Origin of the sequence: Photobacterium pectinilyticum (genome assembly GCF_024357955.1) — a bacterium.
Classification (GTDB): domain Bacteria; phylum Pseudomonadota; class Gammaproteobacteria; order Enterobacterales; family Vibrionaceae; genus Photobacterium; species Photobacterium pectinilyticum.
The window spans coordinates 16,517-40,213 of record NZ_JANEYT010000043.1; the positions used below are offsets into that span (position 1 = coordinate 16,517).

Genomic DNA, 23,697 nt, shown 5'->3' on the forward strand with positions numbered 1-23,697 from the left:
GAGAGGACCATGACAAAATCAAACGCCTCATACCAAGCCCAATTACAGTCACAAATGAAAATTCCGGCCACTTATATGCGTGGTGGCACTAGCAAAGGGGTGTTCTTTAATTTGGCCGATTTGCCACCTGACGCTCAAGTGGCAGGCGAAGCCAGAGATCAATTACTGTTGCGGGTTATCGGTAGTCCGGATCCTTATGCCAAACAAATTGATGGTATGGGCGGGGCCACGTCGAGCACCAGCAAAACCGTCATTGTATCGAAAAGCAGCAAAGCGGATCACGATGTCGATTATCTGTTTGGCCAGGTCTCGATTGATAAACCTTTTGTCGATTGGAGCGGGAACTGTGGCAATTTATCTGCGGCGGTAGGACCTTTTGCTATTCATGCCGGTTTGATTGCCAAAGAACGTATTCCTGACAACGGTGTCGTTGCAGTTCGTGTTTGGCAGGCCAATATTGAGAAAACTATCGTGATACACGTACCTGTTGTGAATGGATTTGTACAGGAAACGGGTGAATTCGTGCTTGACGGTGTGACCTTCCCTGCGGCTGAAATACAGGTGGACTTCATGGATCCGGCGGATAGTAGTGGCTCAATGTTTCCCACGGGCTATCTGGTCGATGATCTGGAAGTACCGGATGTTGGTACGTTCAATGCCACTTTGATCAATGCCGGGATCCCAACAATTTTTATCCATGCTGAGTCACTGGGCTATATCGGTACCGAACTGCAGAATGACATCAACAATGATGAAAAAGCATTGGCGACGTTCGAGCGCATCCGAGCTTATGGGGCATTGAAGATGGGGCTAATTACTTGTCTAGAAGAAGCTGAGACCCGCCAGCATACGCCGAAAGTCGCTTTTGTCTCCAAGCCTCAAACATATCTGTCATCGAGCGGTAAAGAAGTGGCTGGGTGTGATGTTGATGTATTGGTACGTGCGTTGTCGATGGGCAAACTTCACCATGCCATGATGGGAACAGCAGCCGTCGCTATTGCTTCTGCTGCCTGTGTACCGGGCACGTTGGTGAACTTGGCCGCAGGCGGTGGAGAGAGAGAGTCGGTGACGTTCGGTCATCCGTCCGGAACATTGAAGGTAGGTGCACAGGCCAAATTGTCGGAACAGGGATGGAGTGTCGAGAAAGTCATTATGAGTCGCAGTGCGCGCATTTTGATGGAGGGCTTTGTCCGCGTCCCCACGGCAGTTTTCGACAAATAGCATTTAAGTCAGCCTAAATAATACCAACCTACATAAATACTTGATCAACTACTTATCCAGGTTGATATAACACGCCTTTTTATTAGCGATACCAGGATTTATACCCAATGACTTCAAGGTGAAATGCAGGTTCAAAGTGAACTGTATCTTCGTGATGAACGACCACATGAAGTCACTGGGTAAACTTGAGGAAGCACTATGTCTGCATACCAGAAAGAATACCAGTTGGCACAAACGGCACCGCAAGAGTTTTGGCGGGCGCAAGCTCTGAAACTTCCGTGGTACCGATCTCCACAAACCATATTAAGTAACGATGAAAACGGCATTGAACGCTGGTTTGCCGACGGCGAGTTAAATACCTGCTACTTGGCGTTGGACCAGCATGTCGAAGCGGGCAGGGGCGATCAAACAGCCTTGATCTATGACTCCCCCGTAACGGGCACCAAAGTACAGTACAGCTACCAAGTGTTAAGGGATCAAGTTGCCAAAACGGCGGGTATGTTGGCGGAATTGGGGGTGTCGAAAGGTGATCGCGTCGTGATTTACATGCCGATGATCCCGGAAGCAGCGATGGCAATGCTGGCCTGTGCGCGTCTTGGTGCAATTCACTCTGTCGTGTTTGGTGGTTTTGCCCCCAATGAGCTGGCAGTCAGGATTGAAGATGCAGAGCCTACAGTTATTCTTACCGCGAGTTGTGGTATTGAAGTCAGCAAGGTCATCCCCTACAAGCCATTGGTTGATAAAGCCATTATGGATAGCCGTTGGAAGCCTGAACATGTGGTTGTTTTTCAGCGTAATGCATGCCGCGCTGATTTATCTGAAGCGAGGGACTGTGACTGGCAAGCGTTGAAGCAAAAAGCCGAAATGCACCCTTGTGTGCCAGTCAAGGCGACCGACCCGCTTTATATTTTGTATACCTCAGGGACGACAGGTAAGCCCAAAGGTGTAGTGAGGGACAATGGCGGCCATGCCGTTGCGATGAAATACAGCATGGAGACCATTTACGCTGTCGATCCGGGAGATGTGTTTTGGGCGGCTTCAGATGTAGGGTGGGTCGTCGGTCACTCTTACATTGTATACGCCCCGTTAATTCACGGCTGCACAACCATAATGTTTGAAGGTAAACCGGTTAAAACACCGGATCCTGGTGCATTTTGGCGAGTCTGTAATGATTATGGCGTAAATGTATTGTTCTCCGCGCCGACAGCCTTTCGAGCGATTAAAAAAGAAGACCCGAATGGAAACTTGTTGGTTGACTATCCGATGACGAGTTTGAAAGCGATATATATGGCTGGCGAGCGGTTAGATCCGCCAACTCTTGAATGGGTGCAAGAGAAAACGGGCCGGCCGGTTATTGACCATTGGTGGCAAACGGAAACGGGTTGGGCGATTGCCAGCAATCCGGTCGGTCTTGAGAGTTTTGCTATCAAACCAGGCTCCGCGACTATGCCTGTCCCTGGCTATGGCGTGGTCGTACTGGATGAGTTAGGCGAAGAAAAATCAGCCAACCAGCAAGGATTCATCGCAATTAAAAGACCATTACCACCGGGTTGTTTACCGACGGTTTGGCGCAACCACGACAGATTTCAATCGGGTTATTTGAGCCAGTTCCCTGGTTATTATGTGTCTGGGGATGGTGGCTACATTGATGAAGACGGCTATTTATTCGTTATGGGGCGCATAGATGATGTCATTAACGTTGCTGGTCATCGATTATCAACCGGTGAAATGGAAGAGGTCGTCGGCGGCCATGAAGCGGTTGCGGAGTGTGCAGTCATCGGTATTCACGATGAGCTAAAAGGCCAGTTACCTTTGGGGCTGGTGGTGTTGAAAGACGGCTATTATTCTGCTGACGGAGTCATCGAAAAGGAGCTGTTGCAAAAGGTGCGGCATGAGATAGGTGCGGTTGCTTGTTTTAACCGTGCGCTGGTGGTCGACAGGTTGCCCAAAACGCGTTCGGGTAAGATCTTACGTCGAGTTATAAGACAAATTGCGGATGGTGAGCAGTATGTGGTGCCGTCTACGATTGATGACCCATCTAGTCTCAGCGAGATAGAAAAGGCACTGGGTTAATAAGATCTCTGAGGCTAGCATCCTATTTACGCTAGAAAGTTAAAGTCCTAACGGTTTGATGTTTTTTGATCTTGATCAAGTTTGGATTGTGGACTATCAATAGAACCGGTGCATTGCGAAAAGGAGGATGCTATGCCTTTCAACTATATTATTATCGGGTTTGCGCTTGTCGCCCTTGCGCTTGATAAACTTTCTATCTTTGATGATGACACGGCTGATTACGTCAACGTGCCAACGTATCAAGTGAGTAGTCACTTTGATAACACACCTGAAGAGACACTGGAAAACGAAAGTAAGGTATCTTACCCAGTTGAACCTGTATTGCCGCAAAACAGCATTGATGGATATGATGCAATGATGGCGCCACACGCAACGCCTAATACTTCACTGAACATGAAACAAGTCGTGCTGGGTGGCATGGCTGTACCAATGGGGAATTAAAAAAGCCACATTAAGTGGCTTTTTGATAGTCCTTTAAAAACGCCATCCGCGCTTTAGTTAGCGCAGATTGTGTTTCTGATTTCAGTTTTTGCCTAACCAATTTGGCATCCTTACTCATAGTAATGTTCCTATGCGATCCGTGCACGTTTAACTAACGTTGCTATTATTTTTTGATATTATTAGCACTATATTGTGACATCCGTCCCAAAAATGTGCTGATGTTGCAGGTGAATATATACAAAACTGTCTGCCAATTAAAGCTTTACAGTATTACGGTTTGATGAAACCCGGAGTTTCGTGATCCCTGTCACCTTTATGCTCCCTGGTTCCTATGCTGTCAAGGCATAAATTAACAATTTATTTACGGGAATGAGCATCTTGAACCTATATGCCGTTAAGATAGAATCGATCCCAATATAAATTTACAGGCTTTAGGTTGATTATATTTTCACCGGCCTACGTTGTTCTCGAAGTAGACTTAAAGATGACTTTATCAGCTCAATTGGCTCCTTTCTGGCTCGCAGAGCCGACACAACCAACCCTTGAATCTCAATTAGATTGGCTATTCCAGCGTGAGTCTTTCTTCCGACTCCAATATGGTGATGTGGGTCAGCCATTATCTGAATGGATAGACAGACACATTGATACAACTATTCAGATATTCAGCCAAGATGTCGATACGCGACAAGCTGTAGGTGCATCTTTGTGGTTGAAAAGCTTCACTGCACATCTGTGTTCAGGCTTGGCCGCCCTAAGGCTCAAGTTTAATCGCGTTCCCATGCTAACCTTTGAGCAAATCAGCCTTGATGTGGCGATGAATGGAAAGTTAAAACGAGTTGGTATTGCCAAAGGTAGTTCTTTTTACTGCCTTGACGATGATCCCCTAGCACATAGCCAACAGGCACGAGTCGTTGAATCAGAGCAAGCACTTGATGAGAAGCTAGCTCATTTTCTGCGAGAGCTCGGTCGCGTTCTTGCGCCTCAATTTAAAGCGCAAAAAGTTAATACCCCACAGTTTTGGGGGGCGATAGGTTATGCGTTGGGATTAGTTTTCCAAAAGCTGACTCAACATGGTTTTGATAGAGCGCTAATTGAGTCTGTACAGCCAAAAGCAGATGCGTGGTTAGCAGGGATATTACCTGAGTTTGCCGATTTAAATAGCGTGAAAGCAGCCAGCGAGGGAAAAGTGGGTATCTACTATATTCGTCGCGAAACCTGCTGCCTGAAATATAAGTTGGATGGCAAGAAAAATTGCGCCACTTGCCAGCAACGTGAGCCTGCAGAACAACTTGCTCTTTATCAATCAAAAGTAACGGCTTAATACCCCCCTATTCACTGATTTTTAGTTGTCCCACATCATCGGTATATAGCACTTTGTCCAAACTGTTACGAAGATCCACAAGGGGTTGTTGGCTAATCTCGATGATACTTCTTATGGGCCTGTCGAGCTCGACGATTAAAGTTAACACCAAGGAAAACGCTAGAGCAAAGGGGAGGGCCGCAACCAGCGCTCTTCCTTTGTTTTGCGCACCAACTTGAACACCGTTCAACGCAATGGTCAAGAATGTCAGTAGCCCCAGCGTAAACCAGATACTAATGGGAATCCTTCCTCTCATTCCTTTATTCACCCTATCGGTGTGGATATCAATCACCTCATTGAGTGAATTGATATACAGCAACAGTAACTCCGGTGAAGTGCTGCCATGTGAGTCAATGGCTTGGTTCCATAATTTGAGTTGTAAAGCTTCGCTTTCTTTGATGATGTTATTGATGACCCGCTTTGGGTCCTCTTTATAATCGACGACGCGTAATGTGACATATTCACGCAGTAACTCTCGGCTGCGAGAACGATAAGGTTCAGCCAGTAGACCGGTACGAAGGATGGTAGTGCCCACCGTATTGGCTTCAGTCAGCACCAGTTGCTTTCGTTCTCCTGATTTTGCCGCCGCCATACTAAAAGTGATGGCGAGAATGAAGGCGAGTAGGCTGGCTAACCCTGTGGCCATTGGGCTAATAGATTGGCTGAACTCGTTGGATGGAAAGCGAAGAGCTAAGCGATATCCGAACTCAAACATCAGAGCAATGGCTCCAAAAATCAGCCCTAGGATGATAAAAATTGACAGAGAATCGATGAAGGACTCTTGATACATACAGTAACCTTGAAGAGAAACTCAACCAAATGAACATATTCGCTCGGTACTTGGCCTGATAGGGTGAAATCAGTGATACATCAGGCATCTGGATAACAGTATAGCGGCTCATGGTCGTCCCGATTCTTAGATGCGCAAGTCTTCTTCAATTTTGTATAAGCTACACTCTTAGTGTTCTTACAACCTGTTCTCCCGAGGGGATAGCAAATGAAATATAAACATGTTTTATTAGCTGTTAACTTTGATGCGAATGCCAAATACTTGGTGATGAAAGCTGCTGAGCAAGCAAAAGCTCATCAAGCTTTGTTGAGCGTTATTCACATAGACCCTGACTTTACGGAATTATATGAAGGGGTCAGAGAGTTTAATCCGGCAGAGTATGACGAGTCTGTGCATAGTCAGTCTGTCCAAGACATGGCGGTATTGTTGAAGGAAGCAGATTATCCAATTTTTAAACATATTTTCTATGCCGGGTATGTAGAAGATCAAATCATCAAAGCCATAGAGGAGTTTGAAGTTGATCTTTTGGTGTTTGGCCACCATGAATCAAGCTGGTTCCATCAATTGACAATGTCCAGTAGTGAGCCGCTACTAAGAAAAATGCCTTGTGACCTGCTGTTCATCCGAGTTGAACGTTGATACGTCAACTAGCGTTCTAAAATAAGCGCTGTTGATGTCCAACCATAGACTAGCTCATCAACAAGACTGCCTTCTGGCGCTTGCCATTGTTGACATAGAATAGGTTTGCCACCCATGTAGTCATAAAAGTGTTTGGCACTGATATTTTGTTTCAATACTTCAAGGTAAGCGCCAGAATGGCTTGCTTCTTCCTGCATAATACGGGTGGCATGCTTCAGCAAAGCCTTTCCAATACCTTTCCCTTTCATCTCTTTGTCGACGTGAAGGTTTTCAATTAATGTGCCCAATTCACTATCCTGATCTAGGTAAATACAGATAAAGCCAAGTAGGTTTTCATTCTCTACAGCGACATAGATTCGCTGGTTTTCACTCGGTTGGCTGAACCGTTGATCCCAAATAGTGCCACGTTCTTAGAAAACGTCTTCAGAAAGGTATTTTTCGTCCAACAACCCGGCATAGACAGACTGCCAACTTGTAGCATGAAGCTGGCTAATAACGAGTTGATGTTTGCCTTGAGCTGGTTTGACTGTAATCACGAAACCTCTATGTTCCCTCTGTAAATATTATTTACTACATTGATATTACTTCAAAAAATTCCCGCTGCAATATCAGTTTTATCGTGTCGATTCTGTGACTTCGCAGCAAATAAAGTAAGTGATTCTATTTGTAAATACCATATCGTGATCGAGGTAAACCAAAATTATAAACTGGTTGATCTAGATCGATTTGCTGATATAAATTGGTTAACCAATGGGTGGCAAAGAGTAGTATTTCTCATGTTTCCAGTATTCAAAAAATATAAAGGCTAATAATGAAAAATAAACTATTTACTCTAGCGCCTGTCGCAGTGGCCCTCATTCTTGCTGGTTGTAATTCTTCTTCAAGCTCCAATGATGGCAAAGATGATCTTATCCAACCGGTTGTCCAATCACGTGTTCATGATCTACTCGATATTGATGGTTACCAATTCCGTGATGCTAACGGAGATGGTGAACTCGCACCTTATGAAGATTGGCGATTAACCTCAGAGGAGCGTGCTGCTGATTTGGTCAGCCGCATGACGCTTGAAGAAAAAGTCGGCATGATGCTGATTGATACGTTGAATGCTGAGGCCTACGGATATATCGGTAGTCAGCACCAAGACTTTGTGAACCGCCAGAAGATGAACCGCTTTATCTTCCGAAATAATATCCTGACTCAAGAAGAAATTGATGCGCTGACAGATGAAGAGCGACAAGATGGAGGCGCTGCAGGTGGTCCAGGCGGCCCGAATTATGTAATTAGTCCAATGGAAGCGGCTCAGTATATGAATACCATGCAAGAGATGACTGAGCGTACGCGTTTGGGGATCCCGGCACTATTCAAATCAAATGCTCGTAACCACATAGATCCAAATGCCAAAGCGGGTATTAACGTAGACTCTGGTGCTTTCTCTGCGTGGCCAAAAGAGGGCGGGCTTGCGGCAACGGGAGATATGGAGCTGATTGCTGAGTTTGGTGAAGTCATGCGTGCTGAGTGGAATGCAATTGGTTTGCGCGGCATGTACGGTTATATGGCTGATTTGGCGACTGAGCCACGTTGGTACCGTGTACATGAAACCTTTACCGAAGATGCAGATTTAGCATCCGATATTATGACTACTTTGGTCGGAAACCTACAAGGTAAAGACGTTTCCTCGGACAGTATCGTCCTGACAATGAAGCACTTCCCAGGTGGCGGTCCACAATTCCTTGGCTCAGACCCTCACTACATAGCGGGTCAGCACCAGAGCTATCCTGCAGGAAATTTTGATTATCACGTTAAGCCTTTTAAAGCAGCAATTAATGCCGGCGTCGCAGCGATGATGCCTTACTACGGTATTGTTGGTGGTGGTGAGTGGTCAATTAACAACCCTGATGAAACGAACTTAGATGCGGGGGGTGTACCTCTTGGTGATCTCTTACATGACCGCGTAAAAGACACCGTGCGTGTACCAAACAATGATTACTCTACAAGTGTAGGCACACCAGCTGGAAATGTTGGTGTTGCTTTCTCTAAAGGTATTTTGGACGGGCTTTTACGTAAAGAGCTTGGATTTAGCGGAGTGATCAACTCTGATACCGGCATCATCAATGATCAGAATGATGTACATACTGATTACGAAATGATGCACAACAACCGCGCGTGGGGCCTACAAGATAAAGATAAGACTGAACAATTTGTGATTGCCATTGAGGCTGGTACGGATGTGTTCTCTGGCTTTAACCGAAATGATGAAATTCGCTCAGTTGTAGAGCAGGGCTTGGTCTCTGAAGAGCGCATTGACGAGTCAGTGAAGCGTCTATTAACAGTACAATTTGACTTAGGGCTGTTTGAAAACGCTTATGTTGACGCAGAGAAAGCAAATGCGATTGTTGGTAATGCTGATTTCCAAGAAAAAGCACAGCTAGCTCAACGTAAAGCTGTCGCTCTGCTTGATAATGCAGGAGGTACATTACCATTACCTAAAGCGTCTAGTTTGTTTACCATGGGCTTAGATGGCGAAATTGCTGATGAGTATGGCTTTGACGTCACTGTGGGCGATGATGAAGATGGAAATAAAGTAGCCGATGCAACTGAAAGCGATCATGCATTAATTCGAGTACGTGTTGATAATATTCCAGCAGTTATCTCAGGTGATATCCCGAATAATCGCGCATTGGCATTCGGTGGTGCGGATTTTGACGAGTTATCAGTGCTAGACTTCACAGGTATGGCAGAATCTAACTCTTGGGTGATTACGCCTTCTCTTGAAGATATACAAGAAGTGATGGATGAAGTTGGTGCTGAAAATACCGTACTTTCTGTATATTTCCGTCAGCCATATGTACTTGATGATGCAAGTGGCCTGAAGAATGCGGGTGCTATTCTTGCCACTTTCGGCTCGGATGACCGTGCGGTTATGGATGTGGTGAGCGGTGAGTTTAATCCACAAGGTAAACTGCCATTTGCCCTTGCCAATAGCGCCCAAGCAATTATTGACCAGCATTCAGATGCGCCGGGTTACAAAGATGGTGATACGCTTTATAAATTTGGTCATGGCTTAAGCTATAAATAAGTTTTAATATTAATGAAAGATAATAAAAAAGAGCCTGATTTTTATCCGGCTCTTTTTTTGATCTTGCTCTACTAATTAACAATGATTGGTCAATCAATAGGTTCGGGTGGTATATAATGACTAAGCTATTAATCAGGGGGGCGAGGTTTCTGCGTACAGATATAATATTTATTATCTGGTATATAACCAGTCAACTTCATCGCTATATTGTTTAAATTTAAGAGTCTGAACGAGTTAAGTAAACGGCTATAAAAATGGATATAAAATAGTTGAATAAACTTATTGAGGTATAAAATGAATACTTACATGAATATGTTGGAATGGGAAGATACTTCTATACCACATCGGTTGTGGGTCGAGAGGATTGATAATAACGAGACTCGACTTTGTATGAAAGTGATTAAAGATGTTGACCCAGAGATGTTGTACCTTAAATTACCTGTCTCGCAAGAGAAAGTCATGGGGGCTTGGCAAGGAAGGGCAATGGTTGTTTCTGATGCATATGATGATGGTTGTCTTTATTCGCAAGTGCGTAGCTTGTTTAATTTAGACAATGGATGTGTCGTGTGGACTGTCAATCACATACAGTTGGCAGACAAAAGAAAGATGTCTGTAGATAAACTAGCCTTCATTCCAGGAATGATACATGATCGAGGTCTACTGAAGTCTGCTTTAGAAACTGTCTAGCAGACGATATTTATATTATTACCTATTTTTTGAGATAAACACTCTGCATGTAACAACAATATTCATAAGATAATAACCATCTTGATTAACTATATTTACACAATAAGTACGCCAAGCATTACTTGGTGTACTTATTATATAGCGCTTTTAGATAGCTTTATTCTTGATATAGTATATAAATTTATGATGATAAATGTTGACTCCATTAATGTTCCACCAATTGAACCTAAGAGTAAATTATTCGTTAACCAGCAAAATGAGTTAAATAAAATTATTAAGCGCAATTTAATGCCTTCGGCTTGGAATAGAGCCCACGTTGCTACTGATGCCCCGAATATTGTTATTATTTCATAACTATGTTGTAAGCTAGGCAGCCCCATTAGCCATAGCAAGCTAATAAAAAACCACATGACCCTAGTGGATTTTGTTTTGGTTGATGCATAACTCCTAAGTGCACTAATGCCACAACCAAACGCAGCGGTAAATGCCCCCATTAAAATGAAATGGCTACATAAAACGACTTGGAAAAGTGTCAGGTGTAGGCGGAACCGATTACCATTTTGATGTAAAAAAGCCGAAGCGCCGACAAGAAAAGCAATAAGACCGATGCTTTGGGCAAAATCAAGTTCTAACATAACGTACCTCTCGAGTAATAATTTGATTAGATCAACCTGGATATATATTGGCAACACAGTTCAGGGCTGGACAGAACTGGAGCTGGTGGCTTGTTGATATAGGCAATCGCTGGAGCCATTGAGGCTTGAGCGAGTACGATATTATCGTATCTGTTGCTTTCTCGTTCCACGTATTTTGCGATGACTTTGGCATAAGAATCGGCATCGCCATTAGCATAATGAGGCCAAGCGTTTGGAATAACGGCATAAGAGATATCAGGCGATGTACCTTGCTGCTGACCACATTGCTTTAGCAGAGTTAAGGTCGGTTCTATGGTGCTTTCAAGTGCGGCAAGAACATGGACTTTTCTTGCAGATACTGCTTGCTCTGCCATTGGGCGGTCAACACGAATGACCCGAGAATTGATATTGGGCGTTTGCTCTGCGGCGTCCCCGATGGTTGAGCAGGTACAGATGATAATATCAGCACCTTCAGCTTCAATGTCTCTGATTGCTTGCTGGACAAGCTTGGTGACTGTATGGGTCAAGCCAGCTTCCATCGCTTTACTTAGCAATTGTTCATTCACATGATGGGTGATAGTGGCAGTGTTATTAGCCAGGTATCGTTCGATGTAGGGACGAAACAGCGCTTTGTTGGCATCTAACGTGTAGAGAAAAGCTATTTTCATTGAGTACAACCCTTAGCGGAAACGTTTGAAAAAGAAAGGCTTCCCTAAGGAAGCCTTGGCAATCTAAAGTGATTGGTTATGCTACAAGATCAGCCGCTTCTTGTGCAAGGCGACCAATTTCGCCCCTGCGGCCTTCGTTAATCATTTTCTTATCAGCCATCCAAGTACCGCCACAAGCGAATATGCGCTCAATCGCAAAATAGTCTTCAGTATTCTTGGTCTTTCCCCCTCCGTGTCGCCAGCGCTGTAGCATGACTTCGCTGAATGCGTCGTTATCCAGCGCTGATACATACTCAATGTGTGCTGTATGAGCCAAATAGACGGCGGTATTGAGTGAATCGCCACCATATGTCTGCTGCATATCGCCAAAGGGGGGCCATTGAGTCGCCGATAAGGGCTATGCGTTTTATGCTTGCTCACCAGGAAGGGTGAAGAAGCGCTTAGCGTTGCCGAAGCAGATATCCTGTACCATCTTGCCGAGCATGTTGATGTCGTTAGGTACCTCACCATTCTCAACCCATTGGCCAATCATGTTGCACAGAATACGGCGGAAATACTCATGGCGGGTGTACGAAAGGAAGCTACGTGAGTCGGTCAGCATACCGACGAACTGGCTTAGTAGGCCAAGCTGCGACAATTGCTCCATTTGGCGTTGCATACCGTCTTTCTGGTCGTTGAACCACCAACCAGAGCCGAACTGTACTTTGCCGGCAATACCACCGCCTTGGAAGTTACCGATCATTGTTGCCATCATTTCATTGTCGCGCGGGTTCAGGCAGTAAATAATTGTTTTTGGCAGCTCATTGCTGAAATCCATGTCATCCAGAAGAGAGGCCAGCTGGAAAGCAAACGGACGGTCACCTATCGAATCAAAACCGGCATCAGCGCCAAGTAGGTTAAACATACGGGTGCTGTTGTTACGTTGGGCACCAATGTGTAGCTGCATCACCCAACTACGCTTAGCGTATTGCTTGCCAAGCCAGACTTGCACCGCAGTGCTGAATTGATCGACTTCTTCTTCAGAAAGTACTTCGCCAGCCAGACGGCGAGTGATCATAGTGTTTAGTGCAGATTCTGACGGGACTTTGCCGTAGCGTACGATTTCGATGCCGTGGTCTGCTGCGCGACAACCGTGTGCGGCGAAGTGATCTAGGCGGCGATCAAGGGCTGTCAGTAAGTCAGCAAAAGAGGAAATTTCGATATCAGCGGTTTCGCCTAAAAGCTGCATATATTCTGCAAAGCCATCTAGTTCGATTTTGAATGCACGATCTGGCCGCCAGCTTGGGGCGACTTCGATGTCACAGCTTTCATCTGCAGCAATGGCTTTATGGTGTTCAAGTGAGTGAATTGGGTCATCGGTGGTGCCCGCCATGACCACATTCATCTGCTTCATAATGCCGCGAGCTGAAAATTCTGGGCTAGCTAGCATTTCATTACATTCGTGCCAAATACCTTCTGCTGTCTCAGGGCCAAACAGTTTACCGGTAATACCAAATGGGCGGCGAAGTTCAAGGTGGGTCCAATGATAAAGCGGGTTACCCAATGTTTGAGGAACGGTTTTAGCCCATGCCATGTACTTATCGAAGTCCGACGTTTCTTTACCTGTAATTAAGGCTTCTGGGATACCGGCTGCACGCATACCACGCCATTTGTAGTGATCACCTTCCAGCCACATCTGGCCGATATTATCGAAGCGGCGGTTTTCAGCCACTTCCTGCGCGTTTAGGTGGCAGTGGTAGTCATAAATTGGCATGTCTTTGGCGTAATCATGATAAAGCACACGCGCAATTTCATTGGAAAGTAAGAAGTCATCGCAAAGGAAGTTTTTCATTTTGGGCTCCAGAAAAACATTGGGCGAACATATCGCCCAATATTAAAAAGGGTTATAGGGAAGCAACAGCGGCACGTGCGCCTTTGGTAATGATCAGTTGGTAAGCCTTGGTGACAGCGTCAACAAATTCAGTGTTTTTAATTAAGTCCGTGCCGAAAATAGCTTCGATACCTAAAATAGCTTTGACAGCCGAGATATTCATTCCGTGCTCTTGATAGATAGCTTTGAATTGGTTAACCATAGGGTCGCGGACATCAATTGGGTTGGCTTTTTCATCCACACCACTGATGTAGGTCATCCAGCCAGCAATCCCCATTGCTAACCATTTGTAATCAGTCCCATGTTCAAGGTGATGGCGCAGTGAACCGCCCATACGCTGAGGGATTTTCTGGCTACCATCCATCGCGATTTGCCATGTTTGGTGTTTCAAGCTTGGGTTGGTAAAACGCTCGATAAGCAGCTTAGCGTAAGCTTCAAGATCCGTGCCCTCAGGCATGGTTAGGGTAGGCGCTTGTGCTTTCATCATCATGTCGAAAGCGGCTTTACGGTAGCTTTCGTTGGTCATGGTGTCTGAAATGTGTTGGTAGCCGCCCAAGTAGCCTAAGTAAGCAAGAAACGAGTGGCTGCCGTTCAGCATGCGCAGTTTCATTTCTTCAAACGGGACAACATCAGAAACGAATTCTGCGCCAGCGATATTCCACTCAGGGCGGCCATTCACGAAGTTATCTTCGATCACCCACTGGCGGAACGGTTCGCATGCAATACCGCATGGATCTGCCACGCCAACGAGGTCAGTAATTTCGGCCAGTGTTTCTGGTGTTGCAGCCGGAACGATGCGGTCAACCATAGTACATGGGAAGGTGACATTGGCTTCGATCCATCCTGCCAATTCTTGGTCAATCAAGTTAGCAAAATCCAAAACGGTAGCACGGGCGACATGGCCATTTTCTTGTACGTTATCACAAGACATCACGGTAAATGGCTTAAGGCCAAGTTCACGGCGGATACGCAGTGCTTCAACGATATAGCCAATTGCAGATTTAGGCTCGCGAGGATTCTCTAGGTCGGCTTTGATCAGGCCATTGTTTTTATCTAAGCGGCCGGTTGCCGGATCGGCGCAGTAGCCTTTTTCTGTAATCGTCATTGAAACAATGGCAACTTGCTCCTCTGCCATTTTTTCAAGTACAGCTCGCTGGCCATCAAAGCTTGGATGCAATGACTCAGTCACCGAGCCGATCATTTTGACAACGGTTTCACTCGCCCCTTTTTCTGCCACAGTATAAAGATGTTCTTGTTCACGAAGCTGAGTAATTAACTCTTCGCCACCAAAAAGGTTAACTTCACAAATACCCCAGTCGCTACCGTTTTTTTCTAGCATTTCGCTGGTAAACAATGCTTGGTGGGCCCGGTGGAAAGCACCAAAGCCAAGGTGAACGATACGGCTCTTAAGAGTTGAGCGATCATAGTTAGGGCGAATAACATGCGTGTTTATGTTGTTGTTAGCTATATTGTCCATTGTCTTGTCCTTGGTTCCGCCAGACTTGCTGGCGGAATATTTAATTGGGGGAGTAGAAATGCTTGATTAGTAACCTAGCACTAGGCCAGGTAGGAACAGGCTTAGCTGAGGAATAAAGGTTACAGCCAGTAGCGCGGCAATTAGCGCGGCATAAAATGGCAGTAGTGGCTTGATAATCTTATCGATGGAGACTTTGGCCACCGAACAACCAATAAACAGTGCACTACCTACCGGCGGTGTACAGATACCAATCGCTAAGTTGAAGGTCATCATGATACCGAAGTGAACCGGGTCGATACCTAGGTCTAGGGCGATGGGTAGGAAGATTGGTGTAAAGATAAGCACCGCTGGTGTCATATCCATGAAGATACCAACAATCAATAGAATTAAGTTGATGATCAAAAGGATAACCAGTGGGTTTTCTGATACTGCCAGTAGGGCATCGGCAATCATATAAGGGATATCGGCATTGGCCATCGCCCAAGACATTCCCATCGATGCGCCGACCAATAGCAGCACGATAGAAGTTGTTACCGCTGATTCAAGAATAATTTTCGGTAATTGGCTGAATTTTACTTCACGGTAAATCAACACGGCGAGTATGAAAGTATAAACAACCGCAATGGCTGACGCTTCTGTTGCAGTGAAGATACCACCAATAATACCGCCCATAATGATAACGATAAGCATCAAAGAAGGAAGAGCTTTCAGTAGCGTGTCCCATACTTGCGCAAAGGTTGGTTTGGGTGCCAGTGGGTAGCCGCGGCGTTTAGCAATAAAGCCTGCGACACACATCAAGCTAAGACCCATGATGATCCCTGGAATGTAACCACCCAAGAATAGAGCCGCAATAGAAGTACCACCAGAAACCAATGAGAATACGATTAGTGTATTACTTGGTGGGATCAACAGGCCTGTTGGGCAAGAGGTAATGTTAACCGCCGCCGAGAAGTGTTCATCGTAACCATCCTGCTTTTGTAGTGGTGACATAGTGCCACCAACAGCAGCTGCAGAGGCCACAGCCGAACCTGAAATCGAACCAAACATCATGTTTGCCATCACGTTTACGTGCGCTAGTGAGCCTGGCAGTCGGCCACCTAATACTTTGGCGAAGTTGATTAGACGGATAGCAATACCACCTTGGTTCATGATATTACCGGCAAGAATGAAGAATGGGATAGCCAGTAGTGCAAAGTTATCCAGGCCCGCAGCCATACGCTGTGCTACGACAGCGATGGCTGGTTCTAGCGGTAGGCTCATCATGATTGTTGCTAGCGACGATAAACCGATAGCAAAAGAAACAGGGATCCCCAAAGTAAGGAGAACTGCAAAGCTACCAAAGAGTGTGAGAATGACTTGCCATTCCATAGTGGTAATCCTTTATATATTTAATTAATTCTGTTGGGCTTCAGCGGCTGGGATATCGCCAGAGAGCAATTGCGAAAGTTTTTCAAAACCGAAAACAGCTGAGTAGAAGATCATTAGCGCGCCACTAATTGGTAGGCAAAAATAGATGTAACCCATTTCTAGGCCTAGCGCTGGAGTTACCTGTCCTGTTGACAGTGTTTTTAGCGCTAGGTTTGTACCGCCGTATACCAAAACGATGAAGGCAAAAGCGGCAATTGCAAGCTGGATAACAATCTCGTTGATTAACTTTCGCTTACCACTCAGCTTCATTGTGAGAAGATCGATAGCGAGATGGCGTTTCTGGCCAGTGGTGTAGGCTGCGCCAATTAAGGCCACCCACATAAATAAATAACGTGCTAGTTCGTCAGTAACAGTGCTTGGTTTACCAATGACGTAGCGTGAAATTACCTGCCAAATTACACAGAAAACCAAGAAAGACGATAGCGAAACAGTGAACATCGCCAAGCCTCTATTTATATAACCAACCAGTTTATTCATCTTAAGTTCCTTTCAATGGGGATACGTGCCTTGTGGTTTGGTTAACCAATGTAAGAAAATATGAATGATTTCTTTGTAAAGGCACGGTCATTTCTAACTGGAATTATAAAGAAGGGCGCTAGAAAGTCATGTGAAGGGCATCACACTTGTATTGGTTGACCAATTTCGGGGTGTTTATTGTGATACGGGTCAACCAATTAAGGTTTTAGGTTTGACGATTTGCTAATTTGGCGACAATATTGGTTCCGTAAGCAAAAATACCCTACATAAATGGATTACCAATCTCACGGAGATAACAATAATGATGACACGTAAGAATGTGTTAACAGCAGTAATCGGCGCAGCATTAACTTTTGGTGCAACAGCTTCTGCATACGCTGCAACAACACTAAAACTAAGTCATAACCACCCACGTGACCATGCAGTACACCAAGCGATGGACGCGATGGCAAAAGAAGTGCGTGCTCTTACCGATGGTGAAGTGCGTATCCGTATCTACCCAGATGCACAGCTTGGTACCCAGCGTGAGTCGATGGAGCTAATGCAAAATGGTGCATTAGAAATGGTGAAAACCAATGCAGCTGAGCTAGAAGCTTTCGCCCCTGCATATGCTGCCTTCAACCTTCCATACCTTTTCCGTGATAAATCACACTACTACAATGTTAAGGAAGGTGAAGTTGGTGAAGAGATCCTAGCGTCTTCACGTGACAGTGGCTTTATTGGTGTGACTTACTATGATGCCGGTGCACGTAGCTTCTATACGTCTAAGCCAATTAATACGCCTGAAGATCTGAAAGGCATGAAGATCCGTGTTCAACCAAGCCCTTCTGCCATTGCCATGGTTAACGCATTGGGAGGTAGTCCAACACCACTAGCATACGGTGAGTTATATACAGCCCTTCAGCAAGGTGTTGTTGATGCCGCTGAAAATAACATTCCATCATTTAGCCTGAGCCGTCATGGTGAAGTTTCTAAGTACTTCAGCCTAGACGAGCACACCATGGTGCCGGATGTATTGGTTATTTCGACTAAAGCGTACGATGGCCTTTCTGAAGAACACCGTGAAGCGCTGAAAACAGCGTCATTCAACTCGATGGAGCTTATGAAGAAGCTTTGGGCTGAGTCTGAAGCGGAAGAGCGTGCAAATGCTGAAAAACTAGGCGTAACCTTTGTTCAGCCTAATAAAGCCGCGTTCGCCGAGGCAGTACAGCCAATGTATGATGCGCTAGAATCATCAAACCCTGAGTTGAATGAAATTGTTGGGCGTATCCAAGCTGTTCAATAAGACGAAAAAGAAAACAAAATAAATGTAATAACAAGGTGTTGCCATACTTTTTGATAAAGAGGTTGACCAATTATATTTGGTCATTATGATGGCGTAATAGTGCAATGGAAAATAGTGAAAATATCATCATGATGCCTTTTGAACCAAAACGCCCTTATCAAGAGTTAGGGTTGGTATTAAGACAAGAGCTTAGAGACGGTCACTACCAAATTGGGGATCGTCTACCGCCAGAGCGTGATATCGCAGAAAGGCTTAATGTCAGCCGTACGGTTGTGCGTGAAGCGATTATTATGCTCGAGTTGGAAAATCTTGTTGAGGTTAAAAAAGGGTCAGGAGTATATGTATTGAATATTCCTAATCACTCTAGCAGTCGTGAGAATGTGATCAGTGATGATGCAGGTCCATTTGAAATGTTGCAAGCACGGCAGTTGCTGGAAAGTAATATCGCTGAGTTTGCCGCTATTCAAGTGACGCCAAGTGACATTGTCAAAATGCGCACTGCACTTGAATTGGAACGAAATGAAATCGCATGTGGTTCTGTGAATTGTACAGGTGACGAGCAATTTCATCTTTGTATCGCAGAAGCGACTCAGAATTCAGTGCTGGTTGATATGTTAAAGCATTCTTGGGAGCGTCGTGAGCAAAGCCCTATGTGGAAAAAGCTTCACACTCATATCAATGACACGGCTTATCGTGAAGAGTGGTTGGAAGATCACGCTAAGATCCTGGCTGCCATGCAGCGTAAAGATCCTATCGCGGCTAAGAATGCCATGTGGCAACACCTTGAAAATGTAAAGCAACGCTTATTAGAACTTTCTGATATTGATGACCCGAATTTTGATGGTTATTTATTTAGCTCGAATCCGGTTGTTCTCCTTGGTGGTGAATAAACATCAATAATAATTAATGGTGCAGGCCAATATATATTGGCCTCTATTTTCTGACAGTTAATTCTTAGCTGTTACTTTAAAGTCAAAAATACTTAACATTGAAAATGTTCAAGCGGGTTAAGTATGTCTGTAAAAAGGTGATTGTCATGGAACAAACCTGGCGCTGGTATGGCCCTAATGATCCTGTTTCTCTTGATGATATTCGTCAGGCTGGTGCAACAGGTATAGTCAACGCATTACACCACATTCCAAATGGTGAAGTGTGGACAAAAGAAGAAATCCTTAAGCGTAAAGAGATTATCGAAGCGAAAGGGTTAACTTGGTCTGTTGTTGAAAGCGTGCCTGTACACGAAGAAATTAAAACTCAAACAGGTAACTACCAACAATGGATTGATAATTACAAACAAACATTACGCAATCTTGCTGAATGCGGTATTGATACGGTTTGTTATAACTTTATGCCTGTTCTAGATTGGACTCGTACTGATTTAGAATTTGAAATGGCTGATGGTTCTAAAGCACTGCGTTTTGACCAAATTGCTTTTGCTGCGTTTGAATTACATATTCTCAAGCGTCCAGGTGCTCAAAACGATTATTCAGCAGAAGAGCAAGCACAAGCTCAAGACTATTTTAATAATATGTCTGACACTGATATTGCCAAGTTAACCGGAAATATTATTGCTGGCCTTCCAGGTGCAGAAGAAGGTTACACGCTAGAAGAATTTCAAGCTCAGCTAGACCGCTATGCTGGCATAGATAAAGATACGTTGCGCCAGCATATGAAACATTTCCTGAGTGAGCTGATGCCTATCTGTGATGCAAACGGATTGAAGATGGCGGTTCACCCTGATGATCCACCGCGCCCAATTCTTGGTTTACCTCGCATTGTGTCAACTATTGAAGACATTGAGTGGCTAACCACAGAAGTACCAAGCAAGATGAATGGTATTACCATGTGTACAGGTTCTTACGGTGTACGTGGTGACAATGACTTGGTTAACATGATTAAGCAGCATGGCGAACGTATTTACTTTACTCATTTGCGTTCTACTCAGCGCGAAGATAACCCAATGAGCTTCCATGAAGCGGCCCACCTTGATGGTGATGTTGACATGTACAATGTCGTAATGGCCATTTTGGAAGAAGAACAACGTCGTGATGAAGCTGGCATTACTCGTTTAATCCCGATGCGACCAGACCATGGCCATCAGATGCTGGATGACCTCAAGAAAAAGACAAATCCAGGTTATTCGGCTATTGGCCGCTTGAAAGGTCTAGCGGAAGTACGCGGCCTAGAAATGGCGCTTAAGCGTGCATTCTTCAAAAAATAAATAGTCCTTTTATACCCATGTAAATTGAATACACTTACCAACCTTTGGCCCGAATGTCGGGCCTTTTTTTGTTTCTCGATCAAGCTGACATTTATTTTTTGGTTCTCCATGTATGCTGTTTCTCACACACTTGTCTATGGGTTATTTCTCGTATCCAACACTTGCCACAAAGGGATTACATATGGCAAATAAACTATCATTTAAAGTTAAAATTATTACCACTTTGATAGCTATTTTAATAGCAACGGTGATCACCTCATTCTTTAGCGTCAATTATTACCTTAGCCGTTATATTTTTGACAGTGATGCCCAGAGTATCAATGCTCAAATTAGCTTAGTGAAAGATAAGCTGTATGATGACATTATAAATAAAGTCTTGATTTCTGAAAATATCAGTTTGGATATAACAAGCGTCCAAGAGGTGACGGAACGTGCTGGATTTTACTCAGCTGCGAAGGTTATTTCTGATTTTGTTATCACAGATAAAGGTCGTATTGATGATGAAACAGAAGCAAGCCGGTATATAGAGTTGATAAAAAAAGCAAACGGTACAACAGTTAGTGATATTTTCTATCAAAATGATATTCCTTTAATCTCAATTACTGTTCCTAGCAGTAACGGTGGTGATATCTTTTATCTCGATTTAAGAAATACTCAACAGTTACTGTCACAGTCTTCGGTTGAAGGAAGCTACTTTGATTTGACGGATAACAAAGGTACTTTGTTGTTCAGTAACCGGATTGATGGTGATCTCATCCCTTATACTAATCAGTTTGATGTTGGTGATAGTCAATGGACCCTGACCGGCTATATTGATCGGGGCTACATTCAGCAAAATACCAATGCATTGAGTAGTAGTATCACCATGGCGCTCGTGCTGGTGGCATTGATTTCAATCCCTTTGAGCATTCTTTTTATCAATACCATTTTCAAGCACCTTAGTGCATTGAGAAGCATCATTGTTGGCCTGTCGCGTGGCGATGCAGATTTGACGCAGCGGTTAGATGTGTACAGTAACGATGATTTGGGCAAGATAGCGTCGGGTATTAATGGCTTTATTGAAAACCTTCAACGAATGATGAAAGAGGTCGCACAGTCGAGTAATGAGATAGAAAGGGAGGTTGTAGCGCTTAAAGCTAAAGCTGAGTCAAATAAGTTACTACTAAACCAACATACCCAAGAAACGGAAAAAGTGGTTACTGCGATTAACGAAATGAGTGCGACTGCCGACTCTGTCGCTCATAGTGGTGCTAAGGCTTCTGAGTTTACCCAGCAAACCAATATTGAAGCAGAAAAATCAAAAGAAGTTGTTCGTGTGGCTTCATCCAGTGTTAATTCACTGGCTGAAGAAGTGGATGGTATGTCTTCTTCCATTCAAACAATGAGCAATGACTTCGAAAAAATAGATGGGGTACTGCATGTGATTGGCGAAATTGCCGATCAAACCAATTTATTGGCTTTAAATGCTGCGATTGAAGCTGCAAGAGCAGGTGAGCAAGGCCGCGGCTTTGCGGTTGTTGCCGATGAAGTCCGCGCGTTAGCCGCAAGAACCCAACAAAGTTCTTCGGAAATTGATGCGATGTTATCTGATCTTCGTAAGGCAACATCTACCGTGGTGCAATCTATGGATACCACCAAGGGGAGTTGTGCTCAAACGGTTGAACATACCGCAAATGTGATGAGCTCATTGGATGTCATGACGGGATCTATTTATCAAATCAACGAATTGATGGCTCAAATAGCTCAATCAGCTAAAGAACAAAGTGTGGTAACTGAAGAGGTGAATCAGAACATGATTGTAATTCATGACATGATCCGCGAGTTAAATAATAACGCTGAAGATACTGTTGCAAGTAGCGAGCAACTCGCTGTAACGAACAGCCAACTGAATGGCATGGTGGGCAACTTTAAACTCCAGTAACAGATGAAACGCACTTCGCTTAGTTAAACCTAAATCATAACGAAATAATAAGCTCTATGCCTAGCATAGGGTTTATTTTTTACATCATTTATTTATCATTAATTTTAAATAATGTTATCCATCCTTTACTTTTGGTCTGTAAATCAATGCTTTATGTTTGATTCCATTTTGTCACTGTCATTTTGTGACAAAATGACGGGATGTTGTAAACATCCAAGATACATCTCATAAATGAATGGGTTTAACGGTTAATAATTGATTGTTATAAATATATTAAATATTGTCTTTGTGTTTTTATCTCCCCTTCATTATCTGAAGTAATATTTTTAATAACTAGAGTCTTCTTATTATATTGTTGACAAAGTAACCATTCTAAAAAGGGAAATTATGAAGTTCAAGAGAACACTTTTAGCGACGACAGTTTTTTCTGCATTAGCTTTAACGGGCTGTGGAAGTGATTCTGGTTCTAATGAGCCGGGCCCAACACCGTCACCAGAGTTAACACAAGGTCAATTTATCGATGCGGCAGTAGAAGGCCTATATTTCGAATCTCAACCAAGTGACAAAAGTGGATTCACCGATGCAGATGGTATTTTTGAGTTTGACGCAGACGATACCGTTACTTTCTATTTGGGGGGTGAAAATGGGCTACGTATTGGTCAAGTAAGCTCTCGCGCTATTGTTTCTCCGTTTGAAGCGACAGGTAATTATCAAAAAGCATTGAATTTGGCGCGCATTTTACAAACTGCCGATGAAACTGACTCTAACACGGTAATTACTCTACCAGAGAGCTTAAAATCGCCAAGTGCAGATATGATTGCGGCACTACAGAATGTTATGCTTCATGATCTTGATACGGCAGATGCACTTAAAACAGCGCTTAACATCAGTGATTGGATATCTGAAGAAGATGCCTTGGAGCACTTAGATAATGCGCTGAGTGGGCTAGAGCGTGGTAGTAATGAAATTTTAACTGAGTGGCAAAAAGGCTCAGGCAATTACCTTCGTGAAGTGAGCTCGAGCTTAAATGCAAAAGACAATGCAGACGCTGGTAAGCATATGTTTATTCATGCCGATAAGTTGCTTGATTCTGAAGTGTTTGAAGCAATGGAAACGATGAAAACCTCAACTTATCATTTGTCAGAAGATCAGTTTACGGTTGTTAAAGGCTCCAATGATACAGTTCAAAGCGGCACTGACGCGAGTTATTATCTAGCTTGTATTGATGAGCACGGTATTGATGCTGCATTTATTGGTTATCCGCAAAATACGTGTAATGGTGACGCCATAGATATCGCGAAGTTTGCACTTAATAACTTATATCAGCATTCCATTGTCGATCCACGTAAAGGGCGTTGTTGATCAATTCATCCTCGGGACGGCTCAGCCCCAAGGGCCTTTCTGGGGTTAGTTGACCATCTGACGAAC

General features: G+C 44.1%; 22 protein-coding genes. 12 read left to right on the forward strand and 10 right to left on the reverse strand.

All coding sequences use genetic code 11. The features are described from left to right. Positions 1–9: 9 nt before the first annotated feature. The 4 genes from prpF to NHN17_RS16805 all read left to right on the forward strand — a co-directional run bounded on the left by prpF (position 10) and on the right by NHN17_RS16805 (position 5,056). The gene (gene prpF / locus NHN17_RS16790) at positions 10–1,221 is read left to right on the forward strand and encodes a 2-methylaconitate cis-trans isomerase PrpF (protein WP_255043787.1); all 1,212 of its coding nucleotides are present in this window, start codon (positions 10–12) and stop codon (positions 1,219–1,221) included. A gap of 198 nt (positions 1,222–1,419) precedes the next feature. Continuing rightward, positions 1,420–3,294, forward strand: a complete 1,875-nt coding sequence (locus tag NHN17_RS16795; RefSeq protein WP_255043788.1) for a propionyl-CoA synthetase — start codon at positions 1,420–1,422, stop codon at positions 3,292–3,294. Positions 3,295–3,426: 132 nt separating this feature from the next. Continuing rightward, on the forward strand, positions 3,427–3,735 hold the full coding sequence (locus NHN17_RS16800) for a hypothetical protein (RefSeq protein WP_255043789.1): 309 nt from the start codon (positions 3,427–3,429) through the stop codon (positions 3,733–3,735). Positions 3,736–4,219: 484 nt separating this feature from the next. After that, positions 4,220–5,056, forward strand: a complete 837-nt coding sequence (locus tag NHN17_RS16805) for a (2Fe-2S)-binding protein (protein WP_255043790.1) — start codon at positions 4,220–4,222, stop codon at positions 5,054–5,056. Between the two features lie 7 nt (positions 5,057–5,063). On the opposite strand, the gene NHN17_RS16810 is transcribed toward NHN17_RS16805, so the two are convergent. Beyond that, positions 5,064–5,885, reverse strand: a complete 822-nt coding sequence (locus NHN17_RS16810) for a bestrophin-like domain (protein WP_255043791.1) — start codon at positions 5,883–5,885, stop codon at positions 5,064–5,066. A 207-nt stretch (positions 5,886–6,092) separates the two neighbouring features. Here NHN17_RS16810 and NHN17_RS16815 point away from each other — a divergent pair, with 207 nt between their 5' ends. Continuing rightward, positions 6,093–6,524: a universal stress protein gene (locus NHN17_RS16815; protein ID WP_255043792.1), complete on the forward strand. Its 432-nt coding sequence runs from the start codon at positions 6,093–6,095 to the stop codon at positions 6,522–6,524. Between the two features lie 8 nt (positions 6,525–6,532). On the opposite strand, the gene NHN17_RS16820 is transcribed toward NHN17_RS16815, so the two are convergent. Next, positions 6,533–6,922, reverse strand: a complete 390-nt coding sequence (locus NHN17_RS16820) for a GNAT family N-acetyltransferase (protein WP_255043809.1) — start codon at positions 6,920–6,922, stop codon at positions 6,533–6,535. A 12-nt stretch (positions 6,923–6,934) separates the two neighbouring features. Then, positions 6,935–7,060, reverse strand: a complete 126-nt coding sequence (locus NHN17_RS16825; RefSeq protein WP_255043793.1) for a hypothetical protein — start codon at positions 7,058–7,060, stop codon at positions 6,935–6,937. A gap of 275 nt (positions 7,061–7,335) precedes the next feature. Between NHN17_RS16825 and NHN17_RS16830 the strand changes: the two genes are divergently transcribed. Further along, positions 7,336–9,600, forward strand: a complete 2,265-nt coding sequence (locus NHN17_RS16830; protein ID WP_255043794.1) for a glycoside hydrolase family 3 protein — start codon at positions 7,336–7,338, stop codon at positions 9,598–9,600. Between the two features lie 306 nt (positions 9,601–9,906). Further along, positions 9,907–10,287 carry a hypothetical protein gene (locus tag NHN17_RS16835; RefSeq protein ID WP_255043795.1) on the forward strand — a complete coding sequence of 127 codons (381 nt, stop codon included), beginning with the start codon at positions 9,907–9,909 and terminating at the stop codon, positions 10,285–10,287. 134 nt (positions 10,288–10,421) lie between these two features. Here NHN17_RS16835 and NHN17_RS16840 read toward each other — a convergent pair whose 3' ends face one another. From NHN17_RS16840 to NHN17_RS16870, 7 genes are all read right to left on the reverse strand, one after another. Continuing rightward, on the reverse strand, positions 10,422–10,922 hold the full coding sequence (locus NHN17_RS16840) for a YgjV family protein (RefSeq protein WP_255043796.1): 501 nt from the start codon (positions 10,920–10,922) through the stop codon (positions 10,422–10,424). Positions 10,923–10,948: 26 nt separating this feature from the next. After that, complete coding sequence (locus NHN17_RS16845; RefSeq protein ID WP_255043797.1) at positions 10,949–11,590, reverse strand: hypothetical protein; 642 nt, start codon at positions 11,588–11,590, stop codon at positions 10,949–10,951. A 76-nt stretch (positions 11,591–11,666) separates the two neighbouring features. Next, entirely contained in the window at positions 11,667–11,951 is a 285-nt protein-coding gene (locus NHN17_RS16850; RefSeq protein WP_255043798.1) for a beta/alpha barrel domain-containing protein, read from the reverse strand. A gap of 45 nt (positions 11,952–11,996) precedes the next feature. Beyond that, positions 11,997–13,421 (reverse strand): glucuronate isomerase, encoded by a 1,425-nt coding sequence (gene uxaC, locus NHN17_RS16855; protein WP_255043799.1) that lies wholly within the window; start codon positions 13,419–13,421, stop codon positions 11,997–11,999. Positions 13,422–13,473: 52 nt separating this feature from the next. After that, positions 13,474–14,937 carry a fructuronate reductase gene (locus NHN17_RS16860; protein ID WP_255043800.1) on the reverse strand — a complete coding sequence of 488 codons (1,464 nt, stop codon included), beginning with the start codon at positions 14,935–14,937 and terminating at the stop codon, positions 13,474–13,476. A gap of 66 nt (positions 14,938–15,003) precedes the next feature. Further along, positions 15,004–16,305 carry a TRAP transporter large permease gene (locus NHN17_RS16865; RefSeq protein WP_255043801.1) on the reverse strand — a complete coding sequence of 434 codons (1,302 nt, stop codon included), beginning with the start codon at positions 16,303–16,305 and terminating at the stop codon, positions 15,004–15,006. 24 nt (positions 16,306–16,329) lie between these two features. After that, complete coding sequence (locus NHN17_RS16870) at positions 16,330–16,842, reverse strand: TRAP transporter small permease (protein ID WP_255043802.1); 513 nt, start codon at positions 16,840–16,842, stop codon at positions 16,330–16,332. A 301-nt stretch (positions 16,843–17,143) separates the two neighbouring features. Here NHN17_RS16870 and NHN17_RS16875 point away from each other — a divergent pair, with 301 nt between their 5' ends. The 5 genes from NHN17_RS16875 to NHN17_RS16895 all read left to right on the forward strand — a co-directional run bounded on the left by NHN17_RS16875 (position 17,144) and on the right by NHN17_RS16895 (position 23,631). After that, positions 17,144–18,127, forward strand: a complete 984-nt coding sequence (locus NHN17_RS16875; protein WP_255043803.1) for a TRAP transporter substrate-binding protein — start codon at positions 17,144–17,146, stop codon at positions 18,125–18,127. Between the two features lie 104 nt (positions 18,128–18,231). Further along, entirely contained in the window at positions 18,232–19,017 is a 786-nt protein-coding gene (locus NHN17_RS16880) for an FCD domain-containing protein (RefSeq protein WP_255043804.1), read from the forward strand. 146 nt (positions 19,018–19,163) lie between these two features. Beyond that, positions 19,164–20,348, forward strand: coding sequence for a mannonate dehydratase (gene uxuA, locus NHN17_RS16885; protein WP_255043805.1), 1,185 nt, complete (start codon positions 19,164–19,166; stop codon positions 20,346–20,348). 112 nt (positions 20,349–20,460) lie between these two features. Then, complete coding sequence (locus NHN17_RS16890) at positions 20,461–22,269, forward strand: methyl-accepting chemotaxis protein (RefSeq protein WP_255043806.1); 1,809 nt, start codon at positions 20,461–20,463, stop codon at positions 22,267–22,269. Positions 22,270–22,656: 387 nt separating this feature from the next. Then, a complete protein-coding gene (locus NHN17_RS16895; RefSeq protein WP_255043807.1) occupies positions 22,657–23,631 on the forward strand; it encodes a hypothetical protein in 975 nt (324 codons plus the stop codon). Positions 23,632–23,697: the final 66 nt, after the last annotated feature.

Bases quoted from the DNA above. Each gene is read 5' to 3' on its own strand.
- prpF (WP_255043787.1), top strand. From the start codon at position 10: ATGACAAAATCAAACGCCTCATACCAAGCCCAATTACAGTCACAAATG.
- NHN17_RS16795 (WP_255043788.1), top strand. From the start codon at position 1,420: ATGTCTGCATACCAGAAAGAATACCAGTTGGCACAAACGGCACCGCAA.
- NHN17_RS16800 (WP_255043789.1), top strand. From the start codon at position 3,427: ATGCCTTTCAACTATATTATTATCGGGTTTGCGCTTGTCGCCCTTGCG.
- NHN17_RS16805 (WP_255043790.1), top strand. From the start codon at position 4,220: ATGACTTTATCAGCTCAATTGGCTCCTTTCTGGCTCGCAGAGCCGACA.
- NHN17_RS16810 (WP_255043791.1), bottom strand. From the start codon at position 5,885: ATGTATCAAGAGTCCTTCATCGATTCTCTGTCAATTTTTATCATCCTA.
- NHN17_RS16815 (WP_255043792.1), top strand. From the start codon at position 6,093: ATGAAATATAAACATGTTTTATTAGCTGTTAACTTTGATGCGAATGCC.
- NHN17_RS16830 (WP_255043794.1), top strand. From the start codon at position 7,336: ATGAAAAATAAACTATTTACTCTAGCGCCTGTCGCAGTGGCCCTCATT.
- NHN17_RS16835 (WP_255043795.1), top strand. From the start codon at position 9,907: ATGAATATGTTGGAATGGGAAGATACTTCTATACCACATCGGTTGTGG.
- NHN17_RS16840 (WP_255043796.1), bottom strand. From the start codon at position 10,922: ATGTTAGAACTTGATTTTGCCCAAAGCATCGGTCTTATTGCTTTTCTT.
- NHN17_RS16845 (WP_255043797.1), bottom strand. From the start codon at position 11,590: ATGAAAATAGCTTTTCTCTACACGTTAGATGCCAACAAAGCGCTGTTT.
- NHN17_RS16850 (WP_255043798.1), bottom strand. From the start codon at position 11,951: ATGCAGCAGACATATGGTGGCGATTCACTCAATACCGCCGTCTATTTG.
- uxaC (WP_255043799.1), bottom strand. From the start codon at position 13,421: ATGAAAAACTTCCTTTGCGATGACTTCTTACTTTCCAATGAAATTGCG.
- NHN17_RS16860 (WP_255043800.1), bottom strand. From the start codon at position 14,937: ATGGACAATATAGCTAACAACAACATAAACACGCATGTTATTCGCCCT.
- NHN17_RS16865 (WP_255043801.1), bottom strand. From the start codon at position 16,305: ATGGAATGGCAAGTCATTCTCACACTCTTTGGTAGCTTTGCAGTTCTC.
- NHN17_RS16870 (WP_255043802.1), bottom strand. From the start codon at position 16,842: ATGAATAAACTGGTTGGTTATATAAATAGAGGCTTGGCGATGTTCACT.
- NHN17_RS16875 (WP_255043803.1), top strand. From the start codon at position 17,144: ATGATGACACGTAAGAATGTGTTAACAGCAGTAATCGGCGCAGCATTA.
- NHN17_RS16880 (WP_255043804.1), top strand. From the start codon at position 18,232: ATGGAAAATAGTGAAAATATCATCATGATGCCTTTTGAACCAAAACGC.
- uxuA (WP_255043805.1), top strand. From the start codon at position 19,164: ATGGAACAAACCTGGCGCTGGTATGGCCCTAATGATCCTGTTTCTCTT.
- NHN17_RS16890 (WP_255043806.1), top strand. From the start codon at position 20,461: ATGCTGTTTCTCACACACTTGTCTATGGGTTATTTCTCGTATCCAACA.
- NHN17_RS16895 (WP_255043807.1), top strand. From the start codon at position 22,657: ATGAAGTTCAAGAGAACACTTTTAGCGACGACAGTTTTTTCTGCATTA.